At 57.6% G+C, this 26,547-nt stretch carries 25 protein-coding genes and 1 tRNA gene; 14 read left to right on the top strand and 12 right to left on the bottom strand.

Translation table 11 applies throughout. From position 1 onward, the window contains the following. Position 1: 1 nt before the first annotated feature. The 3 genes from AC2FLD_RS05825 (at position 2) to AC2FLD_RS05815 (ending at position 1,948) form a co-directional block, all read left to right on the top strand. The gene (locus tag AC2FLD_RS05825) at positions 2–406 is read left to right on the top strand and encodes a DUF2160 domain-containing protein (RefSeq protein WP_050602723.1); all 405 of its coding nucleotides are present in this window, start codon (positions 2–4) and stop codon (positions 404–406) included. 65 nt (positions 407–471) lie between these two features. Next, on the top strand, positions 472–867 hold the full coding sequence (locus AC2FLD_RS05820) for a BlaI/MecI/CopY family transcriptional regulator (RefSeq protein WP_050602724.1): 396 nt from the start codon (positions 472–474) through the stop codon (positions 865–867). Beyond that, positions 854–1,948 carry a M56 family metallopeptidase gene (locus AC2FLD_RS05815; RefSeq protein ID WP_496667904.1) on the top strand — a complete coding sequence of 365 codons (1,095 nt, stop codon included), beginning with the start codon at positions 854–856 and terminating at the stop codon, positions 1,946–1,948. The genes AC2FLD_RS05820 and AC2FLD_RS05815 overlap by 14 nt, the downstream gene beginning before the upstream one ends. A 10-nt stretch (positions 1,949–1,958) precedes the next feature. Here AC2FLD_RS05815 and AC2FLD_RS05810 read toward each other — a convergent pair whose 3' ends face one another. Continuing rightward, positions 1,959–3,362, bottom strand: coding sequence for an MATE family efflux transporter (locus AC2FLD_RS05810; protein ID WP_496667903.1), 1,404 nt, complete (start codon positions 3,360–3,362; stop codon positions 1,959–1,961). Between the two features lie 192 nt (positions 3,363–3,554). On the opposite strand from AC2FLD_RS05810, the gene AC2FLD_RS05805 reads away from it, so the two are divergent. After that, positions 3,555–3,980 (top strand): VOC family protein, encoded by a 426-nt coding sequence (locus AC2FLD_RS05805; RefSeq protein WP_496667902.1) that lies wholly within the window; start codon positions 3,555–3,557, stop codon positions 3,978–3,980. A 43-nt stretch (positions 3,981–4,023) separates the two neighbouring features. Here AC2FLD_RS05805 and xylA read toward each other — a convergent pair whose 3' ends face one another. The 4 genes from xylA to xylF all read right to left on the bottom strand — a co-directional run bounded on the left by xylA (position 4,024) and on the right by xylF (position 8,493). Further along, the gene (xylA, locus tag AC2FLD_RS05800) at positions 4,024–5,331 is read right to left on the bottom strand and encodes a xylose isomerase (protein ID WP_496667901.1); all 1,308 of its coding nucleotides are present in this window, start codon (positions 5,329–5,331) and stop codon (positions 4,024–4,026) included. Between the two features lie 10 nt (positions 5,332–5,341). Next, positions 5,342–6,139, bottom strand: a complete 798-nt coding sequence (locus AC2FLD_RS05795; RefSeq protein ID WP_496667900.1) for an ATP-binding cassette domain-containing protein — start codon at positions 6,137–6,139, stop codon at positions 5,342–5,344. Next, positions 6,139–7,437 carry a sugar ABC transporter permease gene (locus AC2FLD_RS05790; RefSeq protein WP_496667899.1) on the bottom strand — a complete coding sequence of 433 codons (1,299 nt, stop codon included), beginning with the start codon at positions 7,435–7,437 and terminating at the stop codon, positions 6,139–6,141. Before AC2FLD_RS05790 ends, AC2FLD_RS05795 begins: the two co-directional genes overlap by 1 nt. Before the next feature lie 75 nt (positions 7,438–7,512). Then, positions 7,513–8,493 (bottom strand): D-xylose ABC transporter substrate-binding protein, encoded by a 981-nt coding sequence (gene xylF, locus AC2FLD_RS05785; RefSeq protein WP_371255952.1) that lies wholly within the window; start codon positions 8,491–8,493, stop codon positions 7,513–7,515. Positions 8,494–8,685: 192 nt separating this feature from the next. On the opposite strand from xylF, the gene AC2FLD_RS05780 reads away from it, so the two are divergent. Both AC2FLD_RS05780 and AC2FLD_RS05775 read left to right on the top strand, forming a co-directional pair. Then, entirely contained in the window at positions 8,686–9,903 is a 1,218-nt protein-coding gene (locus AC2FLD_RS05780) for an ROK family transcriptional regulator (RefSeq protein ID WP_496667898.1), read from the top strand. Continuing rightward, positions 9,893–11,404 (top strand): CRTAC1 family protein, encoded by a 1,512-nt coding sequence (locus AC2FLD_RS05775; protein WP_496667897.1) that lies wholly within the window; start codon positions 9,893–9,895, stop codon positions 11,402–11,404. The genes AC2FLD_RS05780 and AC2FLD_RS05775 overlap by 11 nt, the downstream gene beginning before the upstream one ends. Here the strand turns inward: AC2FLD_RS05775 and AC2FLD_RS05770 are convergent, their stop codons facing one another. From AC2FLD_RS05770 to AC2FLD_RS05755, 4 genes are all read right to left on the bottom strand, one after another. Further along, positions 11,405–12,703, bottom strand: coding sequence for a cytochrome-c peroxidase (locus tag AC2FLD_RS05770; RefSeq protein ID WP_496667896.1), 1,299 nt, complete (start codon positions 12,701–12,703; stop codon positions 11,405–11,407). It lies immediately after the preceding gene. Continuing rightward, the gene (locus AC2FLD_RS05765) at positions 12,700–13,647 is read right to left on the bottom strand and encodes an aldose epimerase family protein (RefSeq protein ID WP_496667894.1); all 948 of its coding nucleotides are present in this window, start codon (positions 13,645–13,647) and stop codon (positions 12,700–12,702) included. Before AC2FLD_RS05765 ends, AC2FLD_RS05770 begins: the two co-directional genes overlap by 4 nt. Further along, positions 13,647–15,104 carry a xylulokinase gene (gene xylB, locus AC2FLD_RS05760; protein ID WP_496667893.1) on the bottom strand — a complete coding sequence of 486 codons (1,458 nt, stop codon included), beginning with the start codon at positions 15,102–15,104 and terminating at the stop codon, positions 13,647–13,649. The genes AC2FLD_RS05765 and xylB overlap by 1 nt, the downstream gene beginning before the upstream one ends. Positions 15,105–15,324: 220 nt before the next feature. Further along, a tRNA-Ser gene (locus tag AC2FLD_RS05755) sits at positions 15,325–15,414 on the bottom strand. Positions 15,415–15,616: 202 nt separating this feature from the next. Here AC2FLD_RS05755 and AC2FLD_RS05750 point away from each other — a divergent pair. The 8 genes from AC2FLD_RS05750 (at position 15,617) to AC2FLD_RS05715 (ending at position 23,214) form a co-directional block, all read left to right on the top strand. Beyond that, positions 15,617–16,939: an SPOR domain-containing protein gene (locus AC2FLD_RS05750; RefSeq protein WP_496667892.1), complete on the top strand. Its 1,323-nt coding sequence runs from the start codon at positions 15,617–15,619 to the stop codon at positions 16,937–16,939. Positions 16,940–17,003: 64 nt separating this feature from the next. Beyond that, entirely contained in the window at positions 17,004–18,122 is a 1,119-nt protein-coding gene (locus AC2FLD_RS05745) for a D-alanyl-D-alanine carboxypeptidase family protein (RefSeq protein WP_496667993.1), read from the top strand. Then, positions 18,119–18,745, top strand: a complete 627-nt coding sequence (tmk, locus tag AC2FLD_RS05740) for a dTMP kinase (RefSeq protein ID WP_496667891.1) — start codon at positions 18,119–18,121, stop codon at positions 18,743–18,745. The genes AC2FLD_RS05745 and tmk overlap by 4 nt, the downstream gene beginning before the upstream one ends. Before the next feature lie 3 nt (positions 18,746–18,748). Next, the gene (locus AC2FLD_RS05735; protein WP_496667890.1) at positions 18,749–19,870 is read left to right on the top strand and encodes a DNA polymerase III subunit delta'; all 1,122 of its coding nucleotides are present in this window, start codon (positions 18,749–18,751) and stop codon (positions 19,868–19,870) included. Continuing rightward, positions 19,867–20,673: a TatD family hydrolase gene (locus tag AC2FLD_RS05730; protein ID WP_496667889.1), complete on the top strand. Its 807-nt coding sequence runs from the start codon at positions 19,867–19,869 to the stop codon at positions 20,671–20,673. The genes AC2FLD_RS05735 and AC2FLD_RS05730 overlap by 4 nt, the downstream gene beginning before the upstream one ends. Then, positions 20,670–21,467, top strand: a complete 798-nt coding sequence (locus tag AC2FLD_RS05725; RefSeq protein WP_050602739.1) for an MBL fold metallo-hydrolase — start codon at positions 20,670–20,672, stop codon at positions 21,465–21,467. The genes AC2FLD_RS05730 and AC2FLD_RS05725 overlap by 4 nt, the downstream gene beginning before the upstream one ends. Before the next feature lie 54 nt (positions 21,468–21,521). Next, positions 21,522–22,454 carry an AEC family transporter gene (locus AC2FLD_RS05720; protein ID WP_496667888.1) on the top strand — a complete coding sequence of 311 codons (933 nt, stop codon included), beginning with the start codon at positions 21,522–21,524 and terminating at the stop codon, positions 22,452–22,454. 61 nt (positions 22,455–22,515) lie between these two features. Continuing rightward, positions 22,516–23,214 carry a CbiX/SirB N-terminal domain-containing protein gene (locus AC2FLD_RS05715; RefSeq protein WP_496667887.1) on the top strand — a complete coding sequence of 233 codons (699 nt, stop codon included), beginning with the start codon at positions 22,516–22,518 and terminating at the stop codon, positions 23,212–23,214. Positions 23,215–23,228: 14 nt separating this feature from the next. Here AC2FLD_RS05715 and AC2FLD_RS05710 read toward each other — a convergent pair whose 3' ends face one another. The 3 genes from AC2FLD_RS05710 to AC2FLD_RS05700 all read right to left on the bottom strand — a co-directional run bounded on the left by AC2FLD_RS05710 (position 23,229) and on the right by AC2FLD_RS05700 (position 26,483). Next, entirely contained in the window at positions 23,229–24,221 is a 993-nt protein-coding gene (locus AC2FLD_RS05710; protein ID WP_496667886.1) for a diguanylate cyclase domain-containing protein, read from the bottom strand. Further along, positions 24,218–24,805 (bottom strand): heme NO-binding domain-containing protein, encoded by a 588-nt coding sequence (locus tag AC2FLD_RS05705; RefSeq protein ID WP_496667885.1) that lies wholly within the window; start codon positions 24,803–24,805, stop codon positions 24,218–24,220. The genes AC2FLD_RS05710 and AC2FLD_RS05705 overlap by 4 nt, the downstream gene beginning before the upstream one ends. Positions 24,806–24,923: 118 nt before the next feature. Continuing rightward, entirely contained in the window at positions 24,924–26,483 is a 1,560-nt protein-coding gene (locus AC2FLD_RS05700) for a trimethylamine methyltransferase family protein (RefSeq protein ID WP_496667884.1), read from the bottom strand. Between the last annotated feature and the right edge of the window lie 64 nt (positions 26,484–26,547).

Genomic DNA, 26,547 nt, shown 5'->3' with positions numbered 1-26,547 from the left:
TATGCGTAAACTTCTTCTTCTCACCCTCCCCTTCCTGCCCACCATGGCCTTCGCCCAGCAAGCCGGTTGGGGCAACGTCGGACAGCAAGAGGAAAAAGGGTTCTCTTGGACCGATCCGCTCTGGCCCGATTTCTGGATGGCATGGACGCCAGCAACTCTGGCCTTGTTCGTGGGTATCTTCTCGGCCATTGCCGTGATCGGTCTGCTCGAAGGCTTCAAGTACCGCGACGGGATCGAACGGCGTGGTGTGCTAGGGCTGACAACCACGTTGGGCGACCGGCTGTTCATCACCTTGCTTGGCTCGGCGTATATCTTCCTCGCCTGGTTGGGAATTGTCGGACAACCTGTCTGGACGCCGCTTTTCCTGTCCGTCGGATGGGGTATCTTCGTCTTCTGGAAAGTTTAAGCTTTGCGAAATAGCGAAAGGATGCTTGTCTGTCAGGCATACTAAACATGACGGCACCGAGATCGATGCGAAAGAAAAAGACGACAAATCTGCTGACCGAGGTCGAACTGGAGTTCATGAACGAGCTCTGGGCCCTCGGGGAAGGCTCGGTGCGCGATGTCCTGGACCGCCTGCCCTCAGAACGCAATCTGGCCTACACATCCGGTGCCACGATCCTGCGTATTCTGGATGAAAAGGGTTTTGTGGAAAGCCGTAAGGCAGGGAAGACCCTGATCTATACGCCGCTTCTGGAAAAGGACAGATATCAGGCCCGTTCGCTGCAAAACCTGTCCCGCACATTGTTCGACGACACCCCAGCCACGCTGGTGGCGCGGCTTGTCGATGATGCCGGGCTGAGCGAAGCCGATCTTGAGGAAATTCGAGCACTGGTAGAGAGGAGACTGCAAAATGACAGCGGTTAGACCGGTTCTCGACGCATATATCGAACTCAACATCGTGCTGGCCTTGTCGGCCATTATTTGGCTGCTGGCACGTGCTGCCCTGACCCGCACCAGCCTGCGCCATGGCTATGTCGCACAATTGCGCGCACTCAAGGTTCTGTGCGTTTGCATTCTGGTCAGCCCTTTTCTTGCATTGGGCGTATCATATCTGGCCGCTTACGCATGGCCAGGGAGCGCTGTCGCCCTTGGTGATATCGCGGTGGCAGCCTATCTGCGCGGCGACATCGCCATGCCTGCCACACAGTTCGAAGCCATGCTGAATACCCGCGAAAGGTGGGTCGATTTTGCTTTGTCAGGACAACAGCCCGCGATCACGGTGCTTGCCACCCTGTTCACTCTTGTAGCCGCTGTGTTCGCCGGTCGCGCCTTTCGGGACGCAATGATGATCCGTCAGACGGTCAAATCCAGCTTCCTTTGGCGGCAATCGGCAAAAGTGGATATACGCCTTTCTGATCGTATTACTGTGCCATTTGCGGTACGCGGGCTACGCCGCCATGTCGTTCTGCCCAGCCATCTGCTGGACACACCACGCGAGTTGCGCTTTGCGCTGGCGCATGAGTTTCAACACATTCGGGCCGGCGATGTAGAATGGGAACTTGGTTTTGAACTTCTGCGCCCATTGCTGTTTTGGAACCCCGCCTACCTGATGCTCAAGTATCAGTTCGGCCGGTTGCGAGAACTTGCCTGTGACCAGTCTGTCGTCGCGCGCAAAAGGATCGATGCGCGTGAATACACAACGTGCCTGTTGGACTATTGTGCGCGGACAGTTTCAGCCCGAAATCCGCGCGTTCTGAATGTCGCTTTCGTGACCGGTGGCAGAGCCAAACGTGTGCTGCGTCAGCGTGTGATTGCATTGACCGATGCACAACCTGCCGAAGCTCCCCTGCCCGCGTTGTTCCTTGGCATGTCACTGACCTTCGCCACCCTTCTGGCGCTGGGGGCAGCTTCGATCCAGCAGACTCAAGGCTGGAGCCATGATCGCCTGATGCTGTCGACCGTGGTCAATCTGGAACGTCTTGAAGCGCGCAATCAGGGCAATTGATGCCGTCGCTTCACCAGCCACGACGCCCGAACAGAGAGTGGATTCGACCTTGATCCACAAACGGCTCGGGCGCGTGAGCACGTCCCAAACGCGCCACCACACGCTCGACCATAACCCAGCTGATTATGGCAAAAATGACGCCTCCAAAGGCCTGGCCCAGCAGAACACCGGACGCCCCTGCAAGATTGGACCCGATGGTTGCAAACACCCACGTTCCAATCGTGTGACGCCCCCAATTGATCCATGTGGAATAGACCGGATGTCCAAGATTGTTGAAGCTGGCATTTGATACAAAAATCACACCATTAAAAAACGATGCCAGCGCCAGAGGCCCACAGAACAGGTAAATCAGAACCCGGGTTTCACCTTGCGCCGCAAACAAATCCGCAATCGGAGCCCGCAGCAGAAACAAGATCGCGGCCATGACCAGAACATATAGCGCAGTAAATTTGATCCCGGCCAGAAAGGCGGCGCGCACGCGATCGAGTTTCTCTGCCCCGAAATTCTGTCCGATGATTGGCCCAATTGCGCCCGATAGGGCAAAGATGACCGAAAAGGCAACTGGCAGCAGCCGCCCTATGACGGCCATACCCGCCACCGCATCCGTTCCATATTGCGCAATTTCTCGCACCACGATGGCATTCCCGATCGGTGTGGCCACATTCGTCAGAACGGCAGGAATTGCGATGGCTCGCACGGGGCGCAAGTCCTGCTTCACTTGTTTGAGCGACGGGCGCGCAAACCCTTGATGCACCCGCAGCGCAGGCCATAAGGCCGCCCCCAACATGCAAAGCCGCGCCAGTACCGAGGCTATCGCGGCCCCATCCAGTCCCAGCCCCACGGCAAAAATCAGGATCGGGTCCAAGACCGCATTCACCACACCGCCGTAGATCGTGGCCATCATCGACCGCCGCGCATCGCCATGGGCGCGCAGCACGGCCATAGCCGCCATCGCAATCGACATGACGCACATTGTCGGCAGGATGATCGAGACATAACGCATCGCCAGCCTCAGAACCTCATCTTCCGCGCCAAGCAGTGACAGCAGATGGCTGAGGTTCAACAAGACCAACACCGGAACGACCAACCCAACGATCAGACCCAGCACCGCCACACTGGACGCATAGTGCCGGGCCTGTTCGGCTCGTCCCGCCCCAAGTTCACGCGCCACCAGCGCCCCGGCGGATATAGAAAGGCCGATATTGATCGCATTGGTGAAAAACAGCAGTGTTCCAGCATAGCCCACTGCCGCCGCCAGCGCGTCGTTGCCCAGCATCGAAATGAAGACCATGTCCACAAAGTCGACGGCAAAGATGGCCATCAATCCGATACTCGTCGTCAACGACATGCGGGTGACATGCCGCATCAGACTGCCGCTGAGGAATACGGCTTCGGTTTGGGATTGGTTGGACATTCTAACCTGTCATGCTCTGTGTTCTACCGAGCCAGCATCACAGATCACCGCCACGCGTCAACGGTTTCATCCCGAGCTTTGCTGATGAGGTCGGTCGCCTGACACGACCTTTCGTCCTGTTTTGGCATCCACAGCCCCGCAAGGGCGTGTTAGAACAGCCGAAACACTGATGATCCAAGGCGAAAGCAGAGCATGAAACTGGAATTCCACCACATCAACTTCGTGGCTGATGACGTTGATCGTATGCATGATTTTTACACAAATGTGCTGGGTCTGGATGATATCCCGCAGGACAACTTCCCGCGCACCGAGGCCAACAGCAAGAGAGGCTATGACGGCAAAATCCGCTTTGCGACAGAGGGCAACATGCAGATGCATCTGGCCGAACGCGCCTTTGACGTGGCCTTCAAGAACGGGCGAGTGATCAACCCGGTCGAGCGTGGCCATATCGCCTTTCGCACCGATGATCTGCCCGCTTTCCTCAAAATGCTGGATGAGCGCGGGATCCCCTATTCCGACTACGGCACCACTTTCGCAAAAGAGTGGCACCAGGTGTTCTTTCACGACCCCGAAGGCAATGTGATCGAAGTCCACCAGCAAGTCGTTCAGGACAATTGACCAGCACGGGGGCGGCGCTTACCGCCCCCACCCGGATTTCGTCTTAGACAAATCTGTTGACGTAGTTTTCCAGAACTTCCTGACGACCGGAGCGCGGTTGCGGGTTTATCCCCTCGGCCAGCACCAGCGCGGCAATCTCGTCCAGGCCAGTGGTCAGCATCGCTTGCGCCTCGGGCGTTTTCCAGCCCGAATACCGGTCAGCCAGCATTTGCTCCAAACCGCCGTCTTCAATCATCGCGGCCGCCGCTTTCAAACCCCGGGCGCAGATGTCCATCCCACCCACATGCGCGGCGATCAGATCTTCGGCATCGATGGACTGCCTGCGCAGCTTGGCGTCGAAATTGGTACCGCCTGAGGTAAACCCGCCTGCTTTCAGGATGTGGTAAAAGGCCAACGCGACTTCGGGCGTGTTGTTGGGGAACTGATCCGTGTCCCAACCCGATTGATAGTCGTTTCGGTTCATATCGATGGACCCCAGCATCCCTTCGGCTGCAGCCACGGCAATCTCATGTTCAAAGCTATGCCCGGCAAGGATCGCGTGCCCTTGTTCAAGGTTCAATTTGACCTCATCCTCAAGCCCATACTTGCGCAGGAACCCGATGCAGGTGGCAGCGTCAAAATCATACTGGTGCTTTGACGGTTCCTGCGGTTTGGGTTCAACAAGGATCGCGCCCTTGAACCCGATCTTGTGCTTGTATTCGACCACCATGTTCAGGAACTGGCCCATATGGTCCAGCTCGGCCTTCAAGTCGGTGTTGAGCAGCGTCTCATAGCCTTCACGCCCGCCCCAAAGCACATAGTTCTCGCCGCCCAGCTTATGGGTGGCATCCATGCAGGACTTCACTGTGGCGGCAGCAAAGGCAAAGACATCCGGGTCAGGGTTGGTGCTGGCACCGCCCATCCAGCGGCGGTGGCTGAACATATTGGCAGTGCCCCACAACAGCTTGGTGCCCGACACCTGCATCTTTTCGCCGATATAATCGGTGATCTCGTTCAGTGTCCGCAGATTACCCGCGAAATTTCCTTGCTCTGGGCGAATGTCGGCGTCATGCCAGCAGAAGTATGGTTGGCCCAGGATATCGAACATCTCAAAGGCGACATCAGCCTTCATCTTGGCCCGACCCATGTCGTCCTGCGGATGCCAGGGGCGCTCGAAGGTGGGGCCGCCAAACGGGTCTCCACCCTCCCACGCGAACGAGTGCCACCACGCTACGGCAAAACGCAGGTGATCTTCCATGCGCTTGCCCATGACAATCTCGTCCGGGTTGTAGTGGCGAAATGCGAGCGGGTTCCTGCTGTCCTCGCCCTCGAATTGGACCTGTTCGATACTCTGAAAGAAACCGCGCGTCATTTCGTTCACCTCACTCTGTCTTTTCGCCGGGCTTTTTGCCCAGAATGATCATCGACAACAGATCGTCATCGGTGACGTCTGGGATGTCCACGGTGCCAACCAGTTGCCCGTTTTTCATGACCGAGGCCCGGTCGCACAGTTCCATCACCGCGTGCACATCGTGGTCGATCAGGAAAATCCCGATCCCCTGCGCCTTTAGCTGTTGGATCAGGTCCGCCACCATCTGCGTTTCATGTGGACCCAGCGCTGCCGTGGGTTCGTCCATGATCAGGATACGTGCATTGAAATACACCGCGCGCGCAATTGCCACCGATTGTCGCTGACCGCCCGACAGGGCCGAGACCGGATCGTTGAACTTCTGAAAGTTCGGATTCAGCTGCGCCATGATCTTGCGGCACTCGGCCTCCATCGCGGCGTCGTTGACCAGACCAAAAGGTGTGACCATCTCGCGCCCCAAAAACAGGTTCGAGCTTGCATCCAGATTATCCGCCAGTGCCAGCGTCTGATAGATCGTCTCGATATTGTTCGCCCGAGCATCCCGGGGGTTGTTGATCTCAACCTTATTGCCGTCGATCAGAATCTCGCCATGGTCCATCTGATAGGCGCCCGAAAGCACCTTGATCAGGGTGGATTTACCTGCCCCGTTGTGACCCAGAAGGCCCACAACTTCGCCCGGATAAAGATCGACCGAAACGTGGTCTACCGCCTTGATCCCCCCGAAGGAAATCGAGATATCGCGCATTTCCACCAAAGGCGGCTGGCCGGACCCACGACCCGAAGTTCGCTTCTGTGTTTCTTGATCTTGCATCATTTCGCCCCCAGACGTTTGCGATAGACGATGTCGATATAGACAGCCAAAACCAGAACGGAGCCGACGACGATGTTCTGGAACGGTGCATCCACGCCGACCATGGCCATGCCTGATTGCAGCGCCTGCATGATCAATGCGCCAAGGATTGCGCCATAGATCGTGCCAATACCGCCAGACAGCGCCGTTCCACCAATCACGGCGGCGGCAATCACGCGCAACTCATCCAGCGTACCGATATCGTTCGAATGGTTGGCCAGACGGGCCGAGGCCACAACCGCCGACAACGCACACAGGAACCCCATCAGGGCAAAGATTTTGACAGTCATCATGCGGGTGTTGATGCCCGACAATTCTGCTGCGTCCGGGTTGCCGCCGGTGGCAAAGATATAGCGGCCAAAGCGGGTTTTGCGGGCCACAACGGTCAATGTCACGGCCACAAGGATCAGGATCAGGACTGAGATCGGAATGCCGTAGCCGACAACCAGCCCCTCGGGCATGGTCTCACCCTGCGCTTCGAACATCCGCTCAAGACGGCGGGTCGGGATCGCATAGCTGTTGACGATGAAGACATAGCCCATAATGGCAATGCCGATGATCGCGGCCAGCGTTGTTTCGGCCCAAATAGGTTTCACAGGAAACCCGTGGGCGGCTTTGGATCGGCGACCGCTCCACAATGCCCAGATCGCAATTGCCGTAGCCGCAAGGCCGACCAGCAAGCTGACTGTTGTGCCCAACGTTCCGTTTGTCCCCCCAAACATCAGGAAGGTACTGTCCAGCGGTCCGATCGTCTGGCCATCCGTCATGTACCAGGCAACGTTGCGCCAGACCAGAAAACCACCAAGTGTCACAATAAAGGCCGGTATGGTCAGATAGCCCACCATCCAACCGTGGAAAGCGCCGATCAATGTGCCCACCACAAGGCCCACCACCAATGTGATCGCCCATGTCGCCGGGTGGTTCAAACCTATTCCCAGCACGTTTGGCAACAGCTCTGTCTGGGTCATCGCCATGACGGCAGATGTGGTCGCCAGCAAAGCTCCGACCGACAGGTCGATGTGGCGCATCACGATGATGAACACCATGCCACAGGCCATGATGGCGACCGAGACGGTCTGTATCGACAGGTTGAACAGATTTCTGGGCGTCAGAAAACGGCCATCCGTAAAGATGTTGAAGCCGATGCACAGGATGATGAAGGCGCCGATCATGCCCAATAGCCGCATATCCAGTTCCAGCTGCTGGAACAGGTTGGTCTTTGCTTTTTGGGGTACCGGCTGAGACGAAGTTTCGGTCATATCCGATCTTTCATGTTCAGCTATGATCTCTGGCCCACCCTTGCAGGCCAGAGACGTTATGGTTTGGAACTTGGTTTAGTTACAGGGCGCAGGGCCGTTTTCGACGCCCTGGCACAGGTCTTCCAGGGGAATCCAGCCAGCATCGACCACAACGGTCAGGTTGTCTTTGGTGATCGGCACAGGTGCCAGGAAGACCGAATTCATCTCGGTTCCACCGGGTGAGGTCCAGCTGATCGCGCCTTCAACATCCGCAGGGCTTGTTCCACTGGTCAACGCGACCGCGATTTCACCGGCAGCTTTGCCCAGCTCACGTGCGTCTTTCCAGACCGAGACGGTTTGCGTACCTTTAGCAACGCGGTTCAGCGCAGCGTGGTCGCCATCCTGACCCGACACCGGAATGCCGTCCATACCTTGCGCGGTCAGTGCTGCAACAACACCACCAGCTGTACCGTCATTCGAGGCCACGACCGCGTCAACGTTGTTCTCGTTCGCGGTCAGGATCTGTTCCATGTTACGCTGCGCATTCGCTGGCAACCAACCGTCGGTGTAAGCCTCGCCCACAATTACAATGTCGCCACTGTCAACGGCACCCTGAATGATCTCTTGTTGACCACCGCGCAGGAAATCCGCGTTCGGGTCGGTGGGAGAGCCCTTGATCATCACGTAGTTGCCTTTGGGCATCGCGTCGAACACCGCTCGCGCCTGCATCCGGCCGACTTCAACGTTGTCGAAGGTCAGATAAAACGCACGGTCGTCTTCGATCAGGCGGTCATACGCGATGACTGGAATTCCTTCGTCAGCAGCGGCCTGAACCGCCGGACCAATGGCCTGAGAATCCTGCGCGAGAATGATCAGCGCATCAACGCCCTGGGCAATCAGGCTTTCAACATCCGACAATTGCTTGGCCGACGACGATTGCGCATCCGACGAAATGTATTCGGCACCGCCTGCCTCAAGCGCGGCTTTGATCGCGGCTTCATCGGTCTTCCAACGCTCTTCCTGGAAATTCGACCAGCTAACGCCCACAACAGGTTCGGCAAAGGCGACCGTACCCATCAATACCGCTACAGCGGAAGCGCTGAGAATTCGTTTCATGATTTCCTCCCGGTTTCATTGAGCCATCGTTTCATGATTCGTGGCCCCGATAACTCTGAGTAGCATATTTATTTCAGTCGGTAAAATATTTATGCTATCCGAAAGCATGAAAACCGCCTAGGTTTGGGAAATGACCAGAATCGCGAGGGCAAGATGCTGAAAAGCAAAGCTTCTTCAAACGCCACGGACCAAAGGAACACCACCCGGCTGCGTGTGCTGGACCAGATTCGCGCGACCCGTGCCATTTCGCGAATCGATATTGCCACCGCGCTTGACACCAGCCCCGCAACGATCACGTCCGCCACGGCAGACCTGTTATCCGCCGGCTTGATCCAGGAAACCGAGGGGGAGCCACAGTCAAAATCCGCACGTCGCGGCAGGCCGCGTGTGCTTCTGAAACTGCAAGGCGGCTGCCACAGTATCGCTGGCGTGAAAGTCGCGCGGCATCAGATCTCGGTCATTTTGGTGGACTTCGAAGGTACAGAAATCGGGTCCTATACCCACCCCTTGGACGAGGCGCGTATGGCACCCGAGGCTTTCACGCGGATGATCCGCTCAGCGCTCGACCTTGCCTGTGGCGCAGCAAACCATTCGCTCACAGATCTGTCGGGCGTCTGCATCGGAATCGCCGGGCTGATTGATGCAGAGAAAAACTTTGTGCATTGGTCATCATCTTTGACTGAGCGAAATGTGGACCTGAGCCCATTACTGTCCAAGGCCCTGCCCTGCGCCGCATTTATTGAAAACGACGCCAATCTGGTGGCAAAGGCCGAACAGCTTTTTGGTCTGGGCAAAGGGTTGAAGACTTTTTTGGTCGTGACCATCGAACACGGCATCGGTCTGGGTATCGTGTTTGATGGCAAGCTTTATCGCGGTGAACGCGGTTGCGGGGCAGAATTCGGACATCTGAAGGTTCAACTGGACGGCGCGCTGTGCCAGTGCGGTCAGCGCGGCTGCCTTGAGGCCTATGTCGGCGAATATGCCCTGATCCGAGAAGCCACGATTGCAAGCCAGATGACCGACCCCAAAACGCTTTCTGACATTCTTTCAGCGGCTCAAGCCGGAGACACACGGTCAATTTCCGTTTTGTCACGCGCCGGGCAGATGTTTGGCATGGGCCTGTCAAACCTGATCAACCTGTTCGACCCCGAGTGCATTATCCTGTCCGGCACAAGAGGCAGTTTTGAGTATTTGCATTCAGAAGAAGTCATGGCCCGCGTCAAAAGCGGCGTCGTCAGCGTCGACGCACCGTTGCCCGAAATCAAAGTGAATCACTGGGGCGATTCAATGTGGGCCAAAGGGGCGGCCGCTTATGGAATCGAACAAGTGTCGATCCTGAAAGTCAGGGAATTGGCGGCAAATGCGAACTAGTCTGGCTTTTCTGCTGACCGCGGCGACAACCGTTGCAGCGGATGCACCTTCTCCGCAGTTTCTTGGCGTTGACGTCCCATCCCACGTCTATGACGGCGGGTGGGAGCATTTTGTCGGCGGTGGGGTCGCTGTTTTTGACTGTAATGGCGATGACCGTCCCGAGCTTTATGCCGCCGGAGGCTCCAACCCCGCCCAATTATTTGTAAACGTATCCCAGAAAGATGTTCGGTTTCGGACAGACACGCCCAGCGCGCTGTCCCTGACGGGTGTAACCGGCGCATACCCGCTAGATGTGGATGGCGACGGGCAGCTTGACCTCGCAGTTCTGCGCGTGGGTCCGGATCTGTTGCTACGCGGCGGGGCGGATTGCGCGTTCGAACCCTTCAACACGTTGAACTTCGATTCTGAGGATCATTGGACCACGGGTTTCTCGGCCACTTGGGAAAGCGGGCAAGTTCTCCCGACTTTGGCGTTTGGCACATATGTTGACCGCAGCGATCCGGATGGACCATTTGAAACCTGCGGGCCAACCTTGCTGTACCGACCGGATGGCAACTCATATGGCGCTCCGATCCATCTGGAACCCGGGCACTGTTCCCTTTCAATTCTGTTTTCCGACTGGGCGCGGTCGGGGCGCGCGGATCTGCGTGTCAGCAACGACCGCCACTACTATGTGCGCGATGGGCAAGAGCAATTATGGGCGATGGAAGACACCCCGCGTCTTTATGGGCAGGCGGACGGATGGCTGCCCTATTCGATCTGGGGCATGGGCATAGCCTCGCGCGATCTGACCGGAGACGGGTTTCCAGATGTTTATCTGACCTCGATGGGAGATCAGAAGTTTCAGACCTTCGATCCTTCGACTGCAGGTCCGACATGGCGGGACGCGACCTATGATCGGGGGACGACGGCACACAGGCCGCATACCGGTGGCGATGGTCGTCCCTCAACCGGCTGGCACGCCCAGTTTGGCGATGTGAATAACGACGGCCTGGACGATATTTTTGTCGCCAAGGGTAATGTCGAACAGATGCCCGACGCTGCGCAAACCGATCCAAACAACCTGCTGATGCAAAACGACAATGGTCAGTTTGTCGAAACAGCATCAGAAGCAGGCGTGGCTTCTATGGCAAAGTCCCGCGGCGGTGCCTTGGCCGATCTGAACGGGGATGGCTGGCTGGACATGGTGGTGGTCAATCGCGGCTCATCGCTGGAGGTGTTTCAGAACAAGCCACAGGATGGCAATTGGGTGATGGTGGACTTGAGGCAATCAAACCCTAACCGCTCTGCTGTTGGCAGCTTTATCGAGGTCAAAACGGACGCCGGAGTGCAGACCCGTGAAGTCACAGTTGGCGGCGGCCATGCCAGTGGCATTGCTGGATTTCACCACTTTGGTCTGGGCGATGCGGATAGTTTGCAGATCAGGGTGATCTGGTCCGACGGTGAAGCAAGTGATTGGCAGACCGTCAGCTCCAATCAGGTGATACACCTTACCCGCTGACTATTGGTCAACGGGCAAACCGCTTGGAACCGTGCTGGGCACGCCCAACCGCACCGCCGGGTCTTCCAGAGTGCCGAGGAAACTCAGGATGGCGCTGATGTCTTCGTCGCTCAGGCTGATCGGCACCAGTGCGTTAGAAGCGGCAATTGCCTCGACATGCGCAGGGTCTTGCATGGCCTGGGCATCCTCTATCCCATCAAATTGAGGAAGAGCGGCTTTCTCGACCGAATAGCGACGCAATGCGCCGACAGGGTCCAAATGATGGCGCACCACATCCTCAAGCTGCGCATATGCGCCGCTGTGCCCGTAAGGTGCAGTCAATGTCACATTCCGCAGCGACGGTGTTCGAAAGGCAAACGCATCCCCTGCATCCCCTGTCACGCGCAACCGCCCGTCATCACGCACATGGTTTTCGAACCGGGCCGCTTTTCCTGGGCCGATCTGAGGCATGGCGATGGAATGGAAACTGTGATCCGTCTGGAACCATCCGGAATGGCAGCTGCTGCACCCCGCCTCGCCATAAAACAGGGTCATGCCTAATTGTGCCGACGCGGGCAGAGTCGTCTCACCCCGCATCGCGCGATCAAAAAGGCTGTTATCTGCCCGCCATTCAAAGGCAATGAAATCCGCAATAACATTGGCGATGGCGGTAAAGGTGATCTCTTCCCCGGGCGCAATTTCTTCAAACCGCTCTGAATAGTCTGGTATCGCGGCCACGCGCGCAGCGATCAGGTCCCAGGCCCCGCCTTCTTGGGTCAACAAGCCCAGCCGCACAGCCTTGCTTACTTCGTTCTCGGAATAGTGCCCTGCCATTTCGTCGGGTGAAAGCACCGGAAACATGGCCTGCGCGGCCAGGGCTGATTGAAAGCCGGGCCGCATATCCGTTCCCAACGGTGTTCTGATGCCGTTGGGTTGTGACGGATCAGCCTCAAGCCGCCCATCATGGAAAAAGGTCGTGAACTCCAACGCGCCAAGGTTCCACAGCCCCGGAGAGTTTCGCGGGATCCGCTGTTCGGGCGTGTTGTCCTGAGTGATCTTGCGTTCAGCCCCAAGCCCCACGCCGCCCTCACCAATCCCAAGCGAAAGACCGTCAGACGTGCCCAGTTTTGGATGATGGCAAGTGGCGCAACTGATGTTTTTGTTCCCTGACAGGATGGGGTCATAAAACAACAACTGCCCCAGCTCGACACGTTCCAGGTCTGGCTCAACAAATTTCGGAATCGGTCCAAGATCCTGCGCCTGAACCGCCGACACCGTTAGCCAAAGGCCCGCAGCAGTTGCCGAAATCTGACCTCTCATGCTCGCCCCTCGACAATCTCTAGCGTAAGTTTCTGATGATAGGGCTTTTCCGGCGTGCAGATCACAGAGGGAAAGGTAGGGTTGTTCACCGCGTCTGTGTATCCGGCGGGTTCGATGCAAAGCGCCGCCCCGGGTCTGAACGGATCAGACAAATGCGCCGCAGCATAGACCTGCGCGCCCGGTTGATCTGAATAAACATTCATTCGCAAACCCGACGGTGTTTCGACTTCCGCAACCGGCATGGTCACGTCTCGTCCGCTTTCAAAAACAAAGTAGTGGTCAAGATGGCCAGCTTCTTGCCCTATTACACGATTGTGCGAGAAATCCAGGTTTTCGGCATCAGTGTTCAGAATTCGGCCGGTTGGTATCGCGCTTTCGTTCAATTCCAGAGAGTGAGTGGCCTTCAGTTTAAGATGGCACTCCAGAATGCCCTGCGGGCAGCCAAGCGAGTAATAATTGTGCTGGGCGATACTGATCGGCGCGGGCCGATCTGGATGTGCGGTGATCGTGTAGGTCAGGCACGGATAAGCCAGCTCAACCCCTATCTCGAACCGGACCGCACCGGGGAACCCTCCATCACCGTCGGGTGAATACATCGACAGAACCGCTTGATTTGGAGCAATTTTATCGACGGTCCAATTTACTTGGGACAGGCCAACCGGGCCGCCATGCAATGTGTTGTTGCCTTCATTCGCCGTCAGTCGGTGGACTTCACCCAGCAATGCGAACGTCGCCCCGCTGACACGGTTGGCCACGCGCCCCACAATTGCACCCAAATAAAACGGGTCCGTCAGATAATCCTGTAGTGCATCATAGCCCAGTATCAACGGCGTTTGCCCGATCCACCACCCTTGGGTGATCGCACCATAGCTGAGCAAGGAGACGGACATGTCACCGTCTTCCAACACAACCCGTTCTATGGTTTCGACACCTTGTCCCGCCATCATGACGCAGAGAACGGCGACAGGGCTGCGTAATACTGGCGATACCGCTGATAGGCATTCTCATAACCGTCGCACAGATCTGTTCTGGGCGCGATGATCTCAGCAGTTTCCGGAGGTATCATGACATCTGCCGGGTCTGCCCCTTGAGATGCGCAAGCCGCCAGGCGCGCCGCGCCAATCGCAGCGCCGAACTCACTTCCCTTGGGCAGAGCAAGCGGAGTGTTCAGGACGGTCGCCAGTGTCTCCAGCCAGAACCGGGATCGTGCCCCACCCCCCACAACCAGAAGGCTTTCAGGTGTTGTTCCTGTACCTTTCAGCGCCTCAAGGCAATCACGCATAGCAAAGGCAACGCCCTCCATCACGGATTGCGTCAAAGCCTTCGGATCCGAGGCGATATCCAGACCAAGGAATGCCCCTCGAATCGCACTGTCGTTGTGCGGGGTCCGCTCCCCCGACAGATAGGGCAAAAACACTGTGCTCGACGGCCCATCGACTCTGTCTGGCAGGGCTGACGCCAACGCCCCGACAGGCTGATCCAAGTTGCGGGACAGCCAATTCAAGCTGTTCGTTGCCGACAGAATCACGCCCATCTGAATCCAACGTCCAGGCACTGCGTGACAAAAGCAATGAACCGCTGTTTCCGGCGCGGGTGCATAGCTTTCCTTAGCAACCAGCATCACCCCGGAGGTACCCAACGACAGGAAACCCGTCCCCTCGTTTATGCTGCCAATGCCGCAGGCTGCCGCCGCGTTGTCGCCTGCCCCTCCGGCAACAATCACAGACCCGGACAAGCCCCAGTTCTGCAATATCTCGGGCCGCAACTGGCCTCCAATCGCGCTGCCCTCAACCAGTTCGGGCATCTGATCGCGACGCATATGACCATGCTCAAGCGCTGTGTCAGACCATTCGCGGCGACCAACATCCAGCCACGCGGTGCCAGCACTGTCGGACAAATCGCTGATAGATTCACCAATCAGCCACAAACGCAAATAATCTTTTGGAAGCAGAACCTTGGAAACCTTTTCGAATACCTCTGGCTCATGTCGCCGCACCCATTCAAGTTTGGGCGCGGTAAAGCCCGGAAACACGATATTCCCCGTGATCGCGCGCATCTCTGGGGTCCCGTCCAACGCGGCAGCTTCCGGCGCGGACCGCGTGTCATTCCACATGATACAAGGCCGCAAAACGTTGCCACTCGAATCCAGAAGTGTCGCACCATGCATATGCCCGCTGAGACCTATGGCCCGGACAGTGGAAAACGCATCCCCATTCGCGGTACGCAATTGGGCAACCACCTTTTGGCATGCTTCCACCCAATCCGCCGGCGCCTGTTCCGACCACCCGGACTGTGGTGTTGAGGTTTCAACGCCTGCATCAGCCTCGGCAAGAACCTGGCCACTTTCATCGACAACAATTCCGCGGAGACCGGACGTCCCCAGATCCAGACCAAGATACACTTGCTGTCTCTCCCTCCCCTTGTTGCAAAACCCGTGCTGCAGGAAATCACCCGCCAATCAACACGTTAAAGTTTGCGCTAACATATTAAGCCAAAATGTAAGGGAGAAACATCCTTTTATGCATCTTTTTCGGGGTCATACCGAGTGAAGCACACGTTCATCCCTCGTTTCGTTCAGGTGAACGCACGAGGTGACGATTTTTTGCTCAGGAAAAAGGCAGTGGCGGGGAGACAGGGATTCGAACCCTGGGAACGCTCTCACGTTCAACGGTTTTCAAGACCGCCGCATTCGACCACTCTGCCACCTCCCCGTCGAAAGCAGGGTCTAAGGCCAAGTTCAACCAGAGGCAAGTCGAAAACGGGAAATCTTGCCGAAGGCTTTTCAGCGGTCTTTCCATGACACTTCAGCCACGTTATGATCTGCAGGAAAGACCGTCACAGGCTGGCATCCAGAACCAGCAGACCGGCAGCGGGGTTCGTGAAACGAGGCCCCTTCAGGCAAGGGATAAGCAGATGAAGCGAGCGATCGAGACACGCCCGGGGCCGAAACGGCTGGCGTATCTGGCGTTGAGTTTGACGATATTGGCCGGATGCGAAGAAGCATTGGGCACGGCACAGTCCGAGGAAAAACCTCAGGACACTGCGGGCAAAACCGAGCTTTTCCCCCAAGTAACCAGTGGCAAGCAGCGTGATATTGAGGCACCGGATGTGTTCGACGTCACCGAAGCAGGGCTTTGGGATGGGCGCCCTTCGCTGGGTGGGATCTGGGTTGCGCACCCTGATGTGACCCAGCCCGAACGCGTGGCGATCAAGAACACCACCAATAACAAAACGGTAACAGGCGCCCTGTTCCGCCGCGAACGCAACTTGCCCGGCCCGGCGCTTCAGGTCTCGTCCGCCGCAGCGGAACAGCTTGGGTTGCTGGCGGGTTCTCCGACAAAGCTCAGCGTTGTGGCCTTGCGCCGTGAAAAGATAGAAGAAGCTCCGCCTGAAGAAGCGCCTCAGGCCGAGGAAACGTCAGAAGAAACCGCCACTGCATCGGCGGATACCGCAACCGATAGCCAAGCCACGGTTGATCCGGAACAGCCAGCCAAACGGAAGTGGTGGCAGAAGAAAGAAACAGCCGTTGCAGCAGCCGGCACCGCCGCAGTTGCTGCGAGTGCGTCCAGCTCGGATGATACACAAGCGGAAAGCACCAATACACAGGCGGAAAGCACCGATACGTCCAGCGAAACGGATGAGACTGCAACCGCGGCCGATGAGCAGGCCGAGACGCAAGCTGAAAAACCGGCCAAGCGGAAATGGTGGCAGAAGAAAGCACCGGCTGCTGCGGCAGCAGGAACAGCGGTCGCAGCAGCAGATGCAGCTACAGACGGCGCGGAAGTTGCGACCGAGGCTGCAGCGGTTGTACCCCCTCCGTCCCTGACAGACGCGCCGGTCGAGGCACCTGCAGAACAGCCCGCCAAGCGGAAATGGTGGCAGAAGAAAGACCCTGCCGCGATCACCGAAACACCACTGGATCCGATCGAAGGCGCTGCGGCGGCGATTGATGCAACCGAAACCACCCCCGCAGCAGTCGCGGCCACAACATCGTCGACGCCCTTGAGCAAACCGTTTGTTCAGATCGGAACCTTCAGCGTCGAGGCAAATGCCAACTCTGCCGCCCAAAAGGTGCGCCGGAACGGCATGTCGGCAGTTGTCCGGGAACTGAAAACCGCAAATAATACCGTCTGGCGGGTGCTGGTAGGCCCCGCCGCAACCCGGGCCGAACGCAAAGCCATTCAGAAGGACGTAAAAGACCTTGGCTTCAAAGACGCGTTCACCGTGTCCGACTGATACAGGGAGACGCAGCGTGCTATCCTCATTGCGAACATCCGTACTGGCCTTTGGAATTGCCTTGATGTCAATTCCTGCCCATGCCTTTGATACATCCGCCCGTGCGGCTTATGTGATTGATCAAACCACCGGCACCGTGTTGTTGTCGAAAGAAGCCGACCAACCCTTACCTCCGGCGTCGATGTCCAAGCTCATGACGCTCTATGTCGCGTTCGAAGCGCTGCGGGACGGGCGATTGACACTGAACGAAACACTTCCCGTATCAGAGCACGCGATGAGCTATGGTGGCTCGACCATGTTCCTGAACACTCAGGACCGAGTCACGGTTGAGGATTTGCTGCGCGGTATCATTGTTTTGTCGGGCAATGATGCCTGCGTTGTCATCGCCGAAGCGCTTAGCCCCGATGGAACCGAGGCCGGGTTCGCCCGTTACATGACCCAGCGCGCGCAGCAGATGGGCATGAATAATTCGAACTTTGCGAACTCGAACGGGTGGCCTGCAGCCGGGCATATGATGTCGGTGCATGATCTGGCCGTTCTTGCGGATCGGTTGATCTCGGACTTCCCCGAATACTACCCCCTCTTCGCGGAAGAAGTGTTTGAATTTGATGGCCGCGCGCCGTCGAATGCCCGCAACCGAAACCCGCTGCTCAACCTGAACATCGGCGCGGACGGTTTGAAAACCGGCCACACGCAAGAGGCCGGGTATGGTCTTGTCGGCTCTGCCAAACAAGGTGATCGGCGAGTGATCTTCGTTCTAACCGGCCTCGACACCACACGACAGCGCGCAGAGGAGGCTGAGGCCGTGGTTAACTGGTCGTTTCGAAATTTTGTCGAGAGGACGGTTGCCGACGCGGAAACGCCGATAGCCCAAGCCAAGCTGTGGATGGGTGAGAAAAAGACCGTGGGGCTTGTTCCCGACGGTGATCTGAACGTGCTGTTTCCGGTTCTGGGGACTCAGAATGTCGAGGCCGAAGTTGTGTATGACGGCCCCATCAACGCGCCAGTCCAAAAAGGCCAGCAACTGGCGGAACTGGTGATCAAACCCGAAGGGCTGCCGGAAATCCGACGCCCGCTTGTGGCCGCCGAGGACGTGGCCGTTGGTGGGTTTGTCGTGCGCATGTTGACGGTCGGCGGCATCGTGTTGAAAGACGTGATCAACAACCCGCTGGAGTCGATGTGACCAAAGCGGGGTTATTTCTGACCTTCGAAGGCATTGACGGATCAGGCAAGTCAACTCAGGCGCGGATGCTGGCGGAACGCTTGCGCACGCAGGGTCATCAGGTTGTGCTGACACGCGAACCCGGCGGCTCTCCGGGGGCTGAAGAAATTCGCCGACTGGTGTTGGAAGGCGACCCGGATCGTTGGTCTGCCGAAACTGAACTGTTGCTGTTCACCGCAGCCCGCCGCGACCATCTGGAACGCACCATCCAGCCCGCCCTTGCGGCGGGCAAAGTGGTGATCTGCGACCGTTTTGCCGACAGCACGCGGATGTATCAGGGCCTGTCGCGCGGCGATCTGCGCGGTCTGGTGGATCAATTGCACAGCCTGATGATCGGGCGCGAACCGGACATGACGCTGCTGATCGATATGGACCCGGAAACGGGCTTGTCGCGCGCAAAAGGCCGGCAAGGCACCGAAGAGCGGTTCGAAGATTTCGGCCCCGATCTGCAAAAGAAAATGCGCGCAGGTTTTCTGGCGTTGGCTGACGAATTCTCGGACCGGTTTCGCATCGTGGACGGCAACAGAGACATGGACAGCGTCGCAAAGGATGTGACAGACATCGTTCAGGCAGCTTTGCGGTAAACGATGAGCGACGATACCCCTTCTCCGGATCAGGTGCCGGGTGCACCGCACCCGCGTGAGACCGCGCGGCTTTTTGGTCAGGACGCGGCAGAACAGGCATTTCTGACTGCCTACAATTCCGACAGGCTGCATCACGGTTGGTTGCTGACCGGGCCGCGCGGCGTCGGCAAGGCGACACTGGCTTGGCGGATCGCGCAATTTCTGCTTACGACACCTCCGACAGATGACGAAGGGCTGTTTGGCGCGCCGCCTCCGCCGGTGACGCTCGACATTGATCCCGATCACCCTGTGGTTCATCGCATTCAGGCGGGGGCGGAACCGGGTTTGGCGGCAATAACCCGGTCGCTGAATGATCAGGGGCGGCTGCGCGGTGAGATTGTCGTGGACGATATCCGCAAGCTCGGAAAGTTCTTCGGACTGTCTTCTGCCGATGGTGGACGTCGTGTCGTAATTGTGGATTCGGCAGACGAAATGAACGTCAGTGCCGCCAACGCGCTGCTGAAAATGCTGGAAGAGCCGCCCGCGCGCACCACCTTGCTGTTGGTGTCGCACCAACCCTCGCGCTTGCTGCCCACGATCCGCTCTCGCTGCCGGTCCTTGCGCCTTGGACCGCTGGGCGCAGACGACATGCAGGCCGCCCTGTCGCAAACTGGTACCGACCTGCCCAACCAGACCGGTTACCTCGCCGCATTGGCTGCTGGCTCGGTGGGGGATGCGGTGCGCCTGATAAATCTTGGCGGGCTTGAAATTTATACTGAACTGATTGCCATTCTGGGAACCCTGCCCCGTATGGATCGGCAACGCGCACTGGCGCTGGCCGAGGCCGCAGCCCAACGCGGCGCGGCAGAGCGGTTCGAGCTGTTGCTGACGCTGATCGATGTCGCCTTGTCACGGTTGGCCGTGACCGGGGCGACCGGAGCTCCGCCCGTCCCGGAGGCTGCGCCAAACGAAGGCGAAACGCTGGCGCGTCTTTCAGCTTCTCCCGATCATGCCCGCCGCTGGGCCGAGGTTGCCGCGACAATCACGGCCCGCGCACGGCACGGCCAGGCGGTGAACCTTGACCCTGCCGCTCTGGTTCTAGATACGGTGTTCAAGATACAGGAAACCGCCGGTCAGAACAGATGAGCGACACCCCCCAGATTACCGACAGCCACTGCCATCTGGACTTCCCGGATTTTGACGGCCAGTTGGACGAGATCATCGCGCGCGCAGCTGAGGCTGGCGTGACCCGTATGGTCACGATCTGCACAAAGTTACGTAACGAACCCAGCGTCCGTGCGATTGCCGAAGCCCACGCACCCGTGTTCTATGCTGCCGGTACGCACCCGATGAGTGCGGCGGAAGAGCCGATGGCTTCGGTCGAAGACTTGGTTGCCTTGGCCCAGCACCCGAAATTCGTCGGTATCGGTGAATCTGGTCTCGATTATCACTACACCGCCGAGAGTGCCGAGGTACAGAAACGGTCTTTGCGCATCCATATCGAAGCGGCCCAGCGCACTGGGCTGCCCCTGATCATTCATGCCCGCGCGGCGGATGACGATATGGCCCGAATTCTGGCCGAGGAATATCGCAACGCAGCCTATTCTTGCGTCATGCACTGTTTCTCGTCTTCTGCTGAATTGGCCAAAGCCGCACTGGACCTGGGCTTCTACCTGTCCATGTCCGGTATCGCCGCTTTCCCCAAAAGCCAGGAATTGCGGGACATTTTCGCAAGCGCGCCAATGGACCGCATTCTGGTGGAAACCGACGCGCCCTATCTGGCCCCGCCGCCCTATCGCGGCAAACGCAACGAACCCGCCTATACGGCCCACATAGCTCGAAAAGGGGCTGAAATCTTCAGCATGGATTACACTGCCTTTGCCGCCCAGACCCAGGCAAATTTCGACCGCCTGTTTACCAAAGCCGCGCTGTACAAGGCCGCTGCATGACCGGGATGCGCCTTACAATTCTGGGCTGCGGTTCCTCGGGCGGCGTACCACGGCTGGGCGGGCAATGGGGTGATTGTGACCCGTCGAACCCGAAGAACGTGCGCCGCCGCTGCTCGCTGCTGATTGAACGTGATGGGCCGGATGGGACGACCTCGGTTCTGGTCGATACCACGCCGGATATGCGCAGCCAGTTGCTGGACACGGGCACCGGGCGGTTGGACGGTGTGGTCTATACCCATTCGCACGCGGATCATGTGCACGGGATTGATGACCTGCGCATGATCGTGTTCAACATGAAAACGCGCGTGCCGGTCTGGGCGGACGGTGACACACAGAACGCCTTGCTGGGACGTTTCGGATACGCGTTCATTCAGCCCGAAGGCTCACCCTATCCACCGATCCTGGATCTCAAGTCTATCAACGGCCCGTTTGAGATCGACGGCCCCGGTGGTCCCATTCCACTTCGCCCGTTCAAAGTGAACCACGGATCGATCGATTCCCTTGGGTTCCGCATCGGTCAAATTGCCTATCTGCCGGATGTCGCCGAAATTTACGACGACGCCTGGCCCGAGATGGAGGGGCTGGACTGTCTGATCATCGATGCCCTGCGCCGCACCCCGCACCCAACGCACGCGCATTTGGACAAGACACTGGGGTGGATCGAACAGCTGCAACCGAAACGCGCGATTTTGACCAACATGCATATCGATCTCGACTATGCGACGGTTGACGCAGAAACGCCCGACCACATCACCCCCGCCTTTGACGGGATGGTGATCCATCAGGCGCTCTAAGCCCCTGCCCCGCGCGCCCAAGATATCGCAGCGCGCCTGCCGCACGGGGGCCACATGCTACAAAGCCTGATCGATGTCATTCTTCCGGTCTTCCTTGTGATCGGTGCCGGATACACGGCGACCCGCACAGGTTATTTCAAACAAGAGCATGTCGATGGGTTGATGAAGTTCACCCAAGGCTTTGCGATTCCCTGCCTGCTGTTTCTGGCCATCGCGCATCTGGACCTCAGCGCCAGTTTCGATCCCCGGCTGCTGGCCAGCTTCTATTCTGCCGCTGCGTTGTGCTTCACTGCGGGCCTCTTTGGGGCAAGGATCATCTTTGGCCGTGATTGGGAAGATTGCGTCGCCATAGGCTTCTGTTGCCTGTTCTCGAACTCGGTCCTGCTGGGCCTGCCGATTACCGAACGTGCTTATGGACCCGAGAATCTGACCGGCAACTACGCGATCATCGCCTTCCATTCTCCGTTCTGTTACGGCGTTGGAATCACAGTGATGGAGGTCGTGCGCAATCGCGGTAATGGCGGGGTGCATATGGCACGCTCGGTTCTGTCTGCGATGTTCAAGAACGCGCTGATTCTGGGAATTGCGCTTGGTTTTCTGGTCAACCTGACAGGTTTGGTCATCCCTGCGGTGGTCGACGAAGCCCTTGGGCTAGTCACCCGCGCGGCCTTGCCTGGTGCGTTGTTTGCCTTGGGTGGGGTGCTGGTCAAATACAAGCCGGAAGGCGACCTGCGTACCATTGGTTTTGTTTGCTGCATCTCGCTGATGGTGCATCCCAGCCTGGTGTGGATATTCGGCACATCCACTGGCCTGCCACAGGATCTGTTCCGTTCAGGCGTGTTGAATGCTGCCATGGCGCCGGGATTCAACGCCTATATCTTTGCCAATATGTATGGCCGCGCCAAACGCGTTGCCGCGTCGTCCGTTTTGATCGGAACGGCCACTTCCATTCTGACCGTCTGGCTTTGGTTGACGCTTCTGGGCTAACTGTAGTGTTGACTTCAGGTCGTGCCGAAACACCTATCGCAGACCGCAGCAGGAGATCCGAATGTCACACGCTATTATCGTCGCCCATGGCCAGCCATCCGACCCGGATCCGGCCGAAGCCGCACTGGCTGCATTTGCGGCGAAGGTGGAGGCGATGACTGATTCTGTGACGGTGCATTCGGCAACGCTGGCCAAGCCTGGCGCTTTAGAGGTGAAACTGGACAGCCTTCCGGAAAACGCGGTGATCTATCCGCTTTTCATGGCGAAGGGATGGTTCGTGACCAGCGCCTTGCCGAAACGGGTCGGGGACCACGCCGCGCAGATTTTGGACCCTTTGGGCATTGACCCCGATCTGCCCACACTCACTGCGCTCGCCTTAAGGGCAAAACTGCTGGAAGAGCATTGGGATGCGTCTGCGACTGATCTGGTGATCGCTGCGCACGGTTCCGGCCGCAGCCGGAACCCATCGGCCGTGGCCAATGAGTTTGCCACTCAGCTTGCCAAGAAGATCGCGTTCCAGTCGATCCGCGTTGGGTTCGTCGAAGAACCACCTTCGATTTCCGAGGCGGCCCGCGATGCATCAGAACAGGCGATTTGCCTGCCGTTCTTCGCCTGTGCCGGAGGGCATGTTCTGGAAGACGTACCCGAAGAGCTGGAGCGTGCCCAATTCAAAGGTATTGTTATGCCTGTTGTGGGAGAGCTCGCGCCCATCCAGAACCAGATTGCAAAAAAGGTCACTGAGGCATTCGAGTCGGTCTGAAATCCCGCAAACACTCAGGATCGCGCGTTGGTCAGTGTCGAATAGAGCCGATGACACGACCGGCCATCCAGTTTCGCTTGATACAACGCCAGATCGGCCCCATGCAGTATATCGGCGGCCTTCAGCGCCTGAAAATGAGTGGACAGGGCCGTACCAATACTGGCTGAAATACTACATCGCTGGTTCTGAAACATCATCGGCTCAGTCAGTCGCGAGATCAGACGATCCGCGATGGATTCCAATGTATCTTCCTGAGTCAGGTCTTTGAAAATAATGACAAACTCGTCCCCACCCACGCGGGCAACCGTGTCCTCGCCGCGCGTTTCCTCCAACATGATCCGGGCCGCCTGTTGCAGGACGAAATCACCAGCCGCGTGGCCCAGCCTGTCATTTACGGATTTGAAGAAATCCAGATCCAGATGCATCAAGGCAAAGGTGGAACGGGTCGAGATCAAATGTGCCAACTCGTTGTCCATAGCCCTGCGGTTCTTTAATCCGGTCAACGTGTCGGTATAAGCCTGTTCCTCGGCAGCAAGCATGGCACCTTGAAGCCTGAGGTTCAGCGAACGCGACGCCTCCATTGCGGCGGATTTGGCTTCGACCAGGTAGAGCAACTCGATAGCCAGATCAGTTCCTGAGAAGTCCGCACTTGTCAGCGCATAATCCCGAACCGCATCCAGAATTGAAATCCCGAATGACAAGTTGATGACGGCACCACCGGAACGCGCCAAAGGGGCGACCAACCCTTTGAGCGTTGTGCGCGGCTCATCATGAAATTTCAGGTGCAGTTTTGCCCCGGCCATCGACATCAAGGCGGGAACGGTCGTAACCGTTCTGGGACGGATCAGTTCAAACACATCCAAAAACCCCTGCCCCACCAGCGGCAGTTCAGGCCGCAGTTTTTGCAGGGTCGGGCCTGCTTGTTGGATGCACCCGTTTTGGTCCACCAGAAGATACATCGGGCAAAGCGTTTCCAGAAGACCAGCCAGTTCCTGTGTGTCCGTCATCCGTTCCGGGCCCCCAGATCAAAATGCCGACCTTCTGCAAAGGCGCTTTCAACCAACATGATGGAAATGACGTCGCTGTCATGCTGTTGCCCTTCATGCGACAGCATCACCAGCGCGCCGTAATCGTCGGCCATGGCACGTAAAATCCCGACCATAACACTGGAAAACCCGGGAAGACCCGGAGAACAACATAGCTGGTATTCCATGGCTGAAAGCTCTCGCAATTCCAGGGTCGGCAAAGTCAAATCTGACACGGCCAGACGTACGCGATCCGCCAGATCATCCAGCGAATGCAGGAACTCAACATAATTTACGCCGCCAAACCGGAGAAGACGAAGCAACCCTTCCATACTGGGATGGGAAACAAGATAGGTCCCCACATCTTCGAGAATCTCCGCCTGTGGCCGATTGAGGTCGTCGCTGAGCGCGTCAAGCACCCGTGTCGTCATGTCATCGTCATAAACGAGCATGGCTTCAAACTCGGCGAACCCCAGTCGCGCGGCATCGGTCACGCGCAACCAACAAGATTGCCCATAGGTCGCGCAGACAAAGGATTGTATCGCCCGATTGATCAGACCATGCATCGGAAACCCCAAATTGGTGTCCCCGGTACTCTGGGCTGAAAACTCTTAACAAAAAGCCAAAATCCACCCTGAGTTGCAGCAAATGCAACCAGGTATCATCCCGACATTTGGTCCGAGCTCAAAAGTCCGTCGGCGCGCCACCTTCAGCTTTGCGACGTTCGACAAATTCGGCCAGTTCGTCACGAATAGCGTCGTCCAGAGGGGGGGCTTCAAAGCTCGATACGATCTCTTTGAACATGTGGTGGGCGCGTTCGGCAGTCCAGATTCCGCCTGCGACTTCCCACCCTTCATAGTTTTTCCAATCACTCAGGAAGGGTTGATAGAATGCGGTGGTGTATCGGTCCTGCGTATGCTGAGTGCCGAAGAAATGACCGTCATTTCCCACAGCCCGGATTGCGTCCAGCGCGATTTCGTCCGGACCGGTGGCGGTCAGTTCCGGATTCATATACCGTTGAATTTGCTGTAGGATTTCACAATCCATGATGAACTTTTCCGGGCTAGCGATCAGACCGCCCTCTAGCCAACCGGCGGCATGATAGACCATGTTGGTCCCCGATTGCACAGCAGCCCAAAGCGAATTCGAGGTCTCCCACACCGATTGCCCATCCGGCACATTTGCGGCGCAAACTCCCGATGAGCGCATGGGCAAGCCATAGAACCGCGCCATCTGGCCGGTCATCTGGGTCGAACGTATATATTCCGGTGTTCCAAAGGCGGGCGCACCGGTTTTCATATCAACATTCGACGTAAAGGTGCCGATCACGCAGGGAATTCCGGGGCGCACATATTGGAACAGCGCTATGGCACACAGCGCCTCGGCCAGTGACTGCGCAACGGCCCCTGCCATTGTCACCGGTGCCATTGCACCTGCCAATGTAAAGGGCGTAACCACTATGGCCTGCCCGCGCCGGGCCAGCCGAAGACAGCCATCGATCATCGGATGGTCATGCTTCAGCGGTGAAGTCGAATTGATATTGGTGTACATACGCGGCTCGGCTTCGAACTCTTCGTGGCTCAGACCGCCGGCAATTCGTACCATTTCCATTACATCTTCAACGCGTTCCTTACCCAGCGAATAAGCATGCATCGCCTTGTCGGTCAGGGTTAGTTTGTCATACAGCACATCCAGATGGCGGACACTGGCGTGGATATCTACCGGCTCAACCGGGTACCCGCCCGCGAAATGGATACAGTTGAAGTACTGCGTCAGTTTCAGAAGATTCCGGCACATCTCGCGATTGCCAGGCACCTTTTTCCCGATCTCCATGTCCCAGTAATTCGGCGGAGACGAAACATTGCCAAACAGAATGTTCTTGCCACCAATCTCAATCTTGCGATCCGGGTTGCGGGGCGTGATTGAAAACTGGCTGGGGGCTTTGGCGACCATCTCCATGACAAAGTCGCGACCCATTCGGACATTGTCCCCGTCGATGGTGCAGCCTGCCTCGCGCAGGATGCCAATCGCCTCTTTGTTGTAGAATTCGATCCCGATTTCTTCAAGGATACGCATAGCCCCGTCATGGATCGCTTCGATACCGGCCTGATCCAAAGGTTCAGTGGGACAGTCAATATTGACAGGCGGATCCCAGGGCATCTGATCAATCGCCGCGCTACCTCTGCGCGCTGCTGCCCCTGCGCGTCCTCCTCCTCGGCGCTTTCGTGTCGTCGTCTCGGCCATCGTTGCCTCCGTTCTTGCTTTACACAAGCAAGCCCCGAAGGCATGACTCTGGCCGCTCTGTCTG

The sequence above is a fragment of the Ruegeria sp. CDSA021 genome (assembly GCF_059612325.1).
This window is presented reverse-complemented; position numbering and strand designations above follow the sequence as displayed.

Coding starts and splice junctions, on each gene's coding strand:
- AC2FLD_RS05730 (WP_496667889.1), top strand. CDS start 19,867: ATGAGCGACACCCCCCAGATTACCGACAGCCACTGCCATCTGGACTTC.
- AC2FLD_RS05765 (WP_496667894.1), bottom strand. CDS start 13,647: ATGGCGGGACAAGGTGTCGAAACCATAGAACGGGTTGTGTTGGAAGAC.
- AC2FLD_RS05815 (WP_496667904.1), top strand. CDS start 854: ATGACAGCGGTTAGACCGGTTCTCGACGCATATATCGAACTCAACATC.
- AC2FLD_RS05795 (WP_496667900.1), bottom strand. CDS start 6,139: ATGCAAGATCAAGAAACACAGAAGCGAACTTCGGGTCGTGGGTCCGGC.
- AC2FLD_RS05725 (WP_050602739.1), top strand. CDS start 20,670: ATGACCGGGATGCGCCTTACAATTCTGGGCTGCGGTTCCTCGGGCGGC.
- AC2FLD_RS05770 (WP_496667896.1), bottom strand. CDS start 12,703: ATGAGAGGTCAGATTTCGGCAACTGCTGCGGGCCTTTGGCTAACGGTG.
- AC2FLD_RS05805 (WP_496667902.1), top strand. CDS start 3,555: ATGAAACTGGAATTCCACCACATCAACTTCGTGGCTGATGACGTTGAT.
- AC2FLD_RS05780 (WP_496667898.1), top strand. CDS start 8,686: ATGCTGAAAAGCAAAGCTTCTTCAAACGCCACGGACCAAAGGAACACC.
- AC2FLD_RS05745 (WP_496667993.1), top strand. CDS start 17,004: ATGTCAATTCCTGCCCATGCCTTTGATACATCCGCCCGTGCGGCTTAT.
- AC2FLD_RS05750 (WP_496667892.1), top strand. CDS start 15,617: ATGAAGCGAGCGATCGAGACACGCCCGGGGCCGAAACGGCTGGCGTAT.
- AC2FLD_RS05810 (WP_496667903.1), bottom strand. CDS start 3,362: ATGTCCAACCAATCCCAAACCGAAGCCGTATTCCTCAGCGGCAGTCTG.
- AC2FLD_RS05710 (WP_496667886.1), bottom strand. CDS start 24,221: ATGACGGACACACAGGAACTGGCTGGTCTTCTGGAAACGCTTTGCCCG.
- AC2FLD_RS05720 (WP_496667888.1), top strand. CDS start 21,522: ATGCTACAAAGCCTGATCGATGTCATTCTTCCGGTCTTCCTTGTGATC.
- AC2FLD_RS05790 (WP_496667899.1), bottom strand. CDS start 7,437: ATGACCGAAACTTCGTCTCAGCCGGTACCCCAAAAAGCAAAGACCAAC.
- AC2FLD_RS05735 (WP_496667890.1), top strand. CDS start 18,749: ATGAGCGACGATACCCCTTCTCCGGATCAGGTGCCGGGTGCACCGCAC.
- xylF (WP_371255952.1), bottom strand. CDS start 8,493: ATGGGTACGGTCGCCTTTGCCGAACCTGTTGTGGGCGTTAGCTGGTCG.
- AC2FLD_RS05820 (WP_050602724.1), top strand. CDS start 472: ATGCGAAAGAAAAAGACGACAAATCTGCTGACCGAGGTCGAACTGGAG.
- AC2FLD_RS05705 (WP_496667885.1), bottom strand. CDS start 24,805: ATGCATGGTCTGATCAATCGGGCGATACAATCCTTTGTCTGCGCGACC.
- AC2FLD_RS05825 (WP_050602723.1), top strand. CDS start 2: ATGCGTAAACTTCTTCTTCTCACCCTCCCCTTCCTGCCCACCATGGCC.
- AC2FLD_RS05775 (WP_496667897.1), top strand. CDS start 9,893: ATGCGAACTAGTCTGGCTTTTCTGCTGACCGCGGCGACAACCGTTGCA.
- xylA (WP_496667901.1), bottom strand. CDS start 5,331: ATGACGCGCGGTTTCTTTCAGAGTATCGAACAGGTCCAATTCGAGGGC.
- AC2FLD_RS05700 (WP_496667884.1), bottom strand. CDS start 26,483: ATGGCCGAGACGACGACACGAAAGCGCCGAGGAGGAGGACGCGCAGGG.
- AC2FLD_RS05715 (WP_496667887.1), top strand. CDS start 22,516: ATGTCACACGCTATTATCGTCGCCCATGGCCAGCCATCCGACCCGGAT.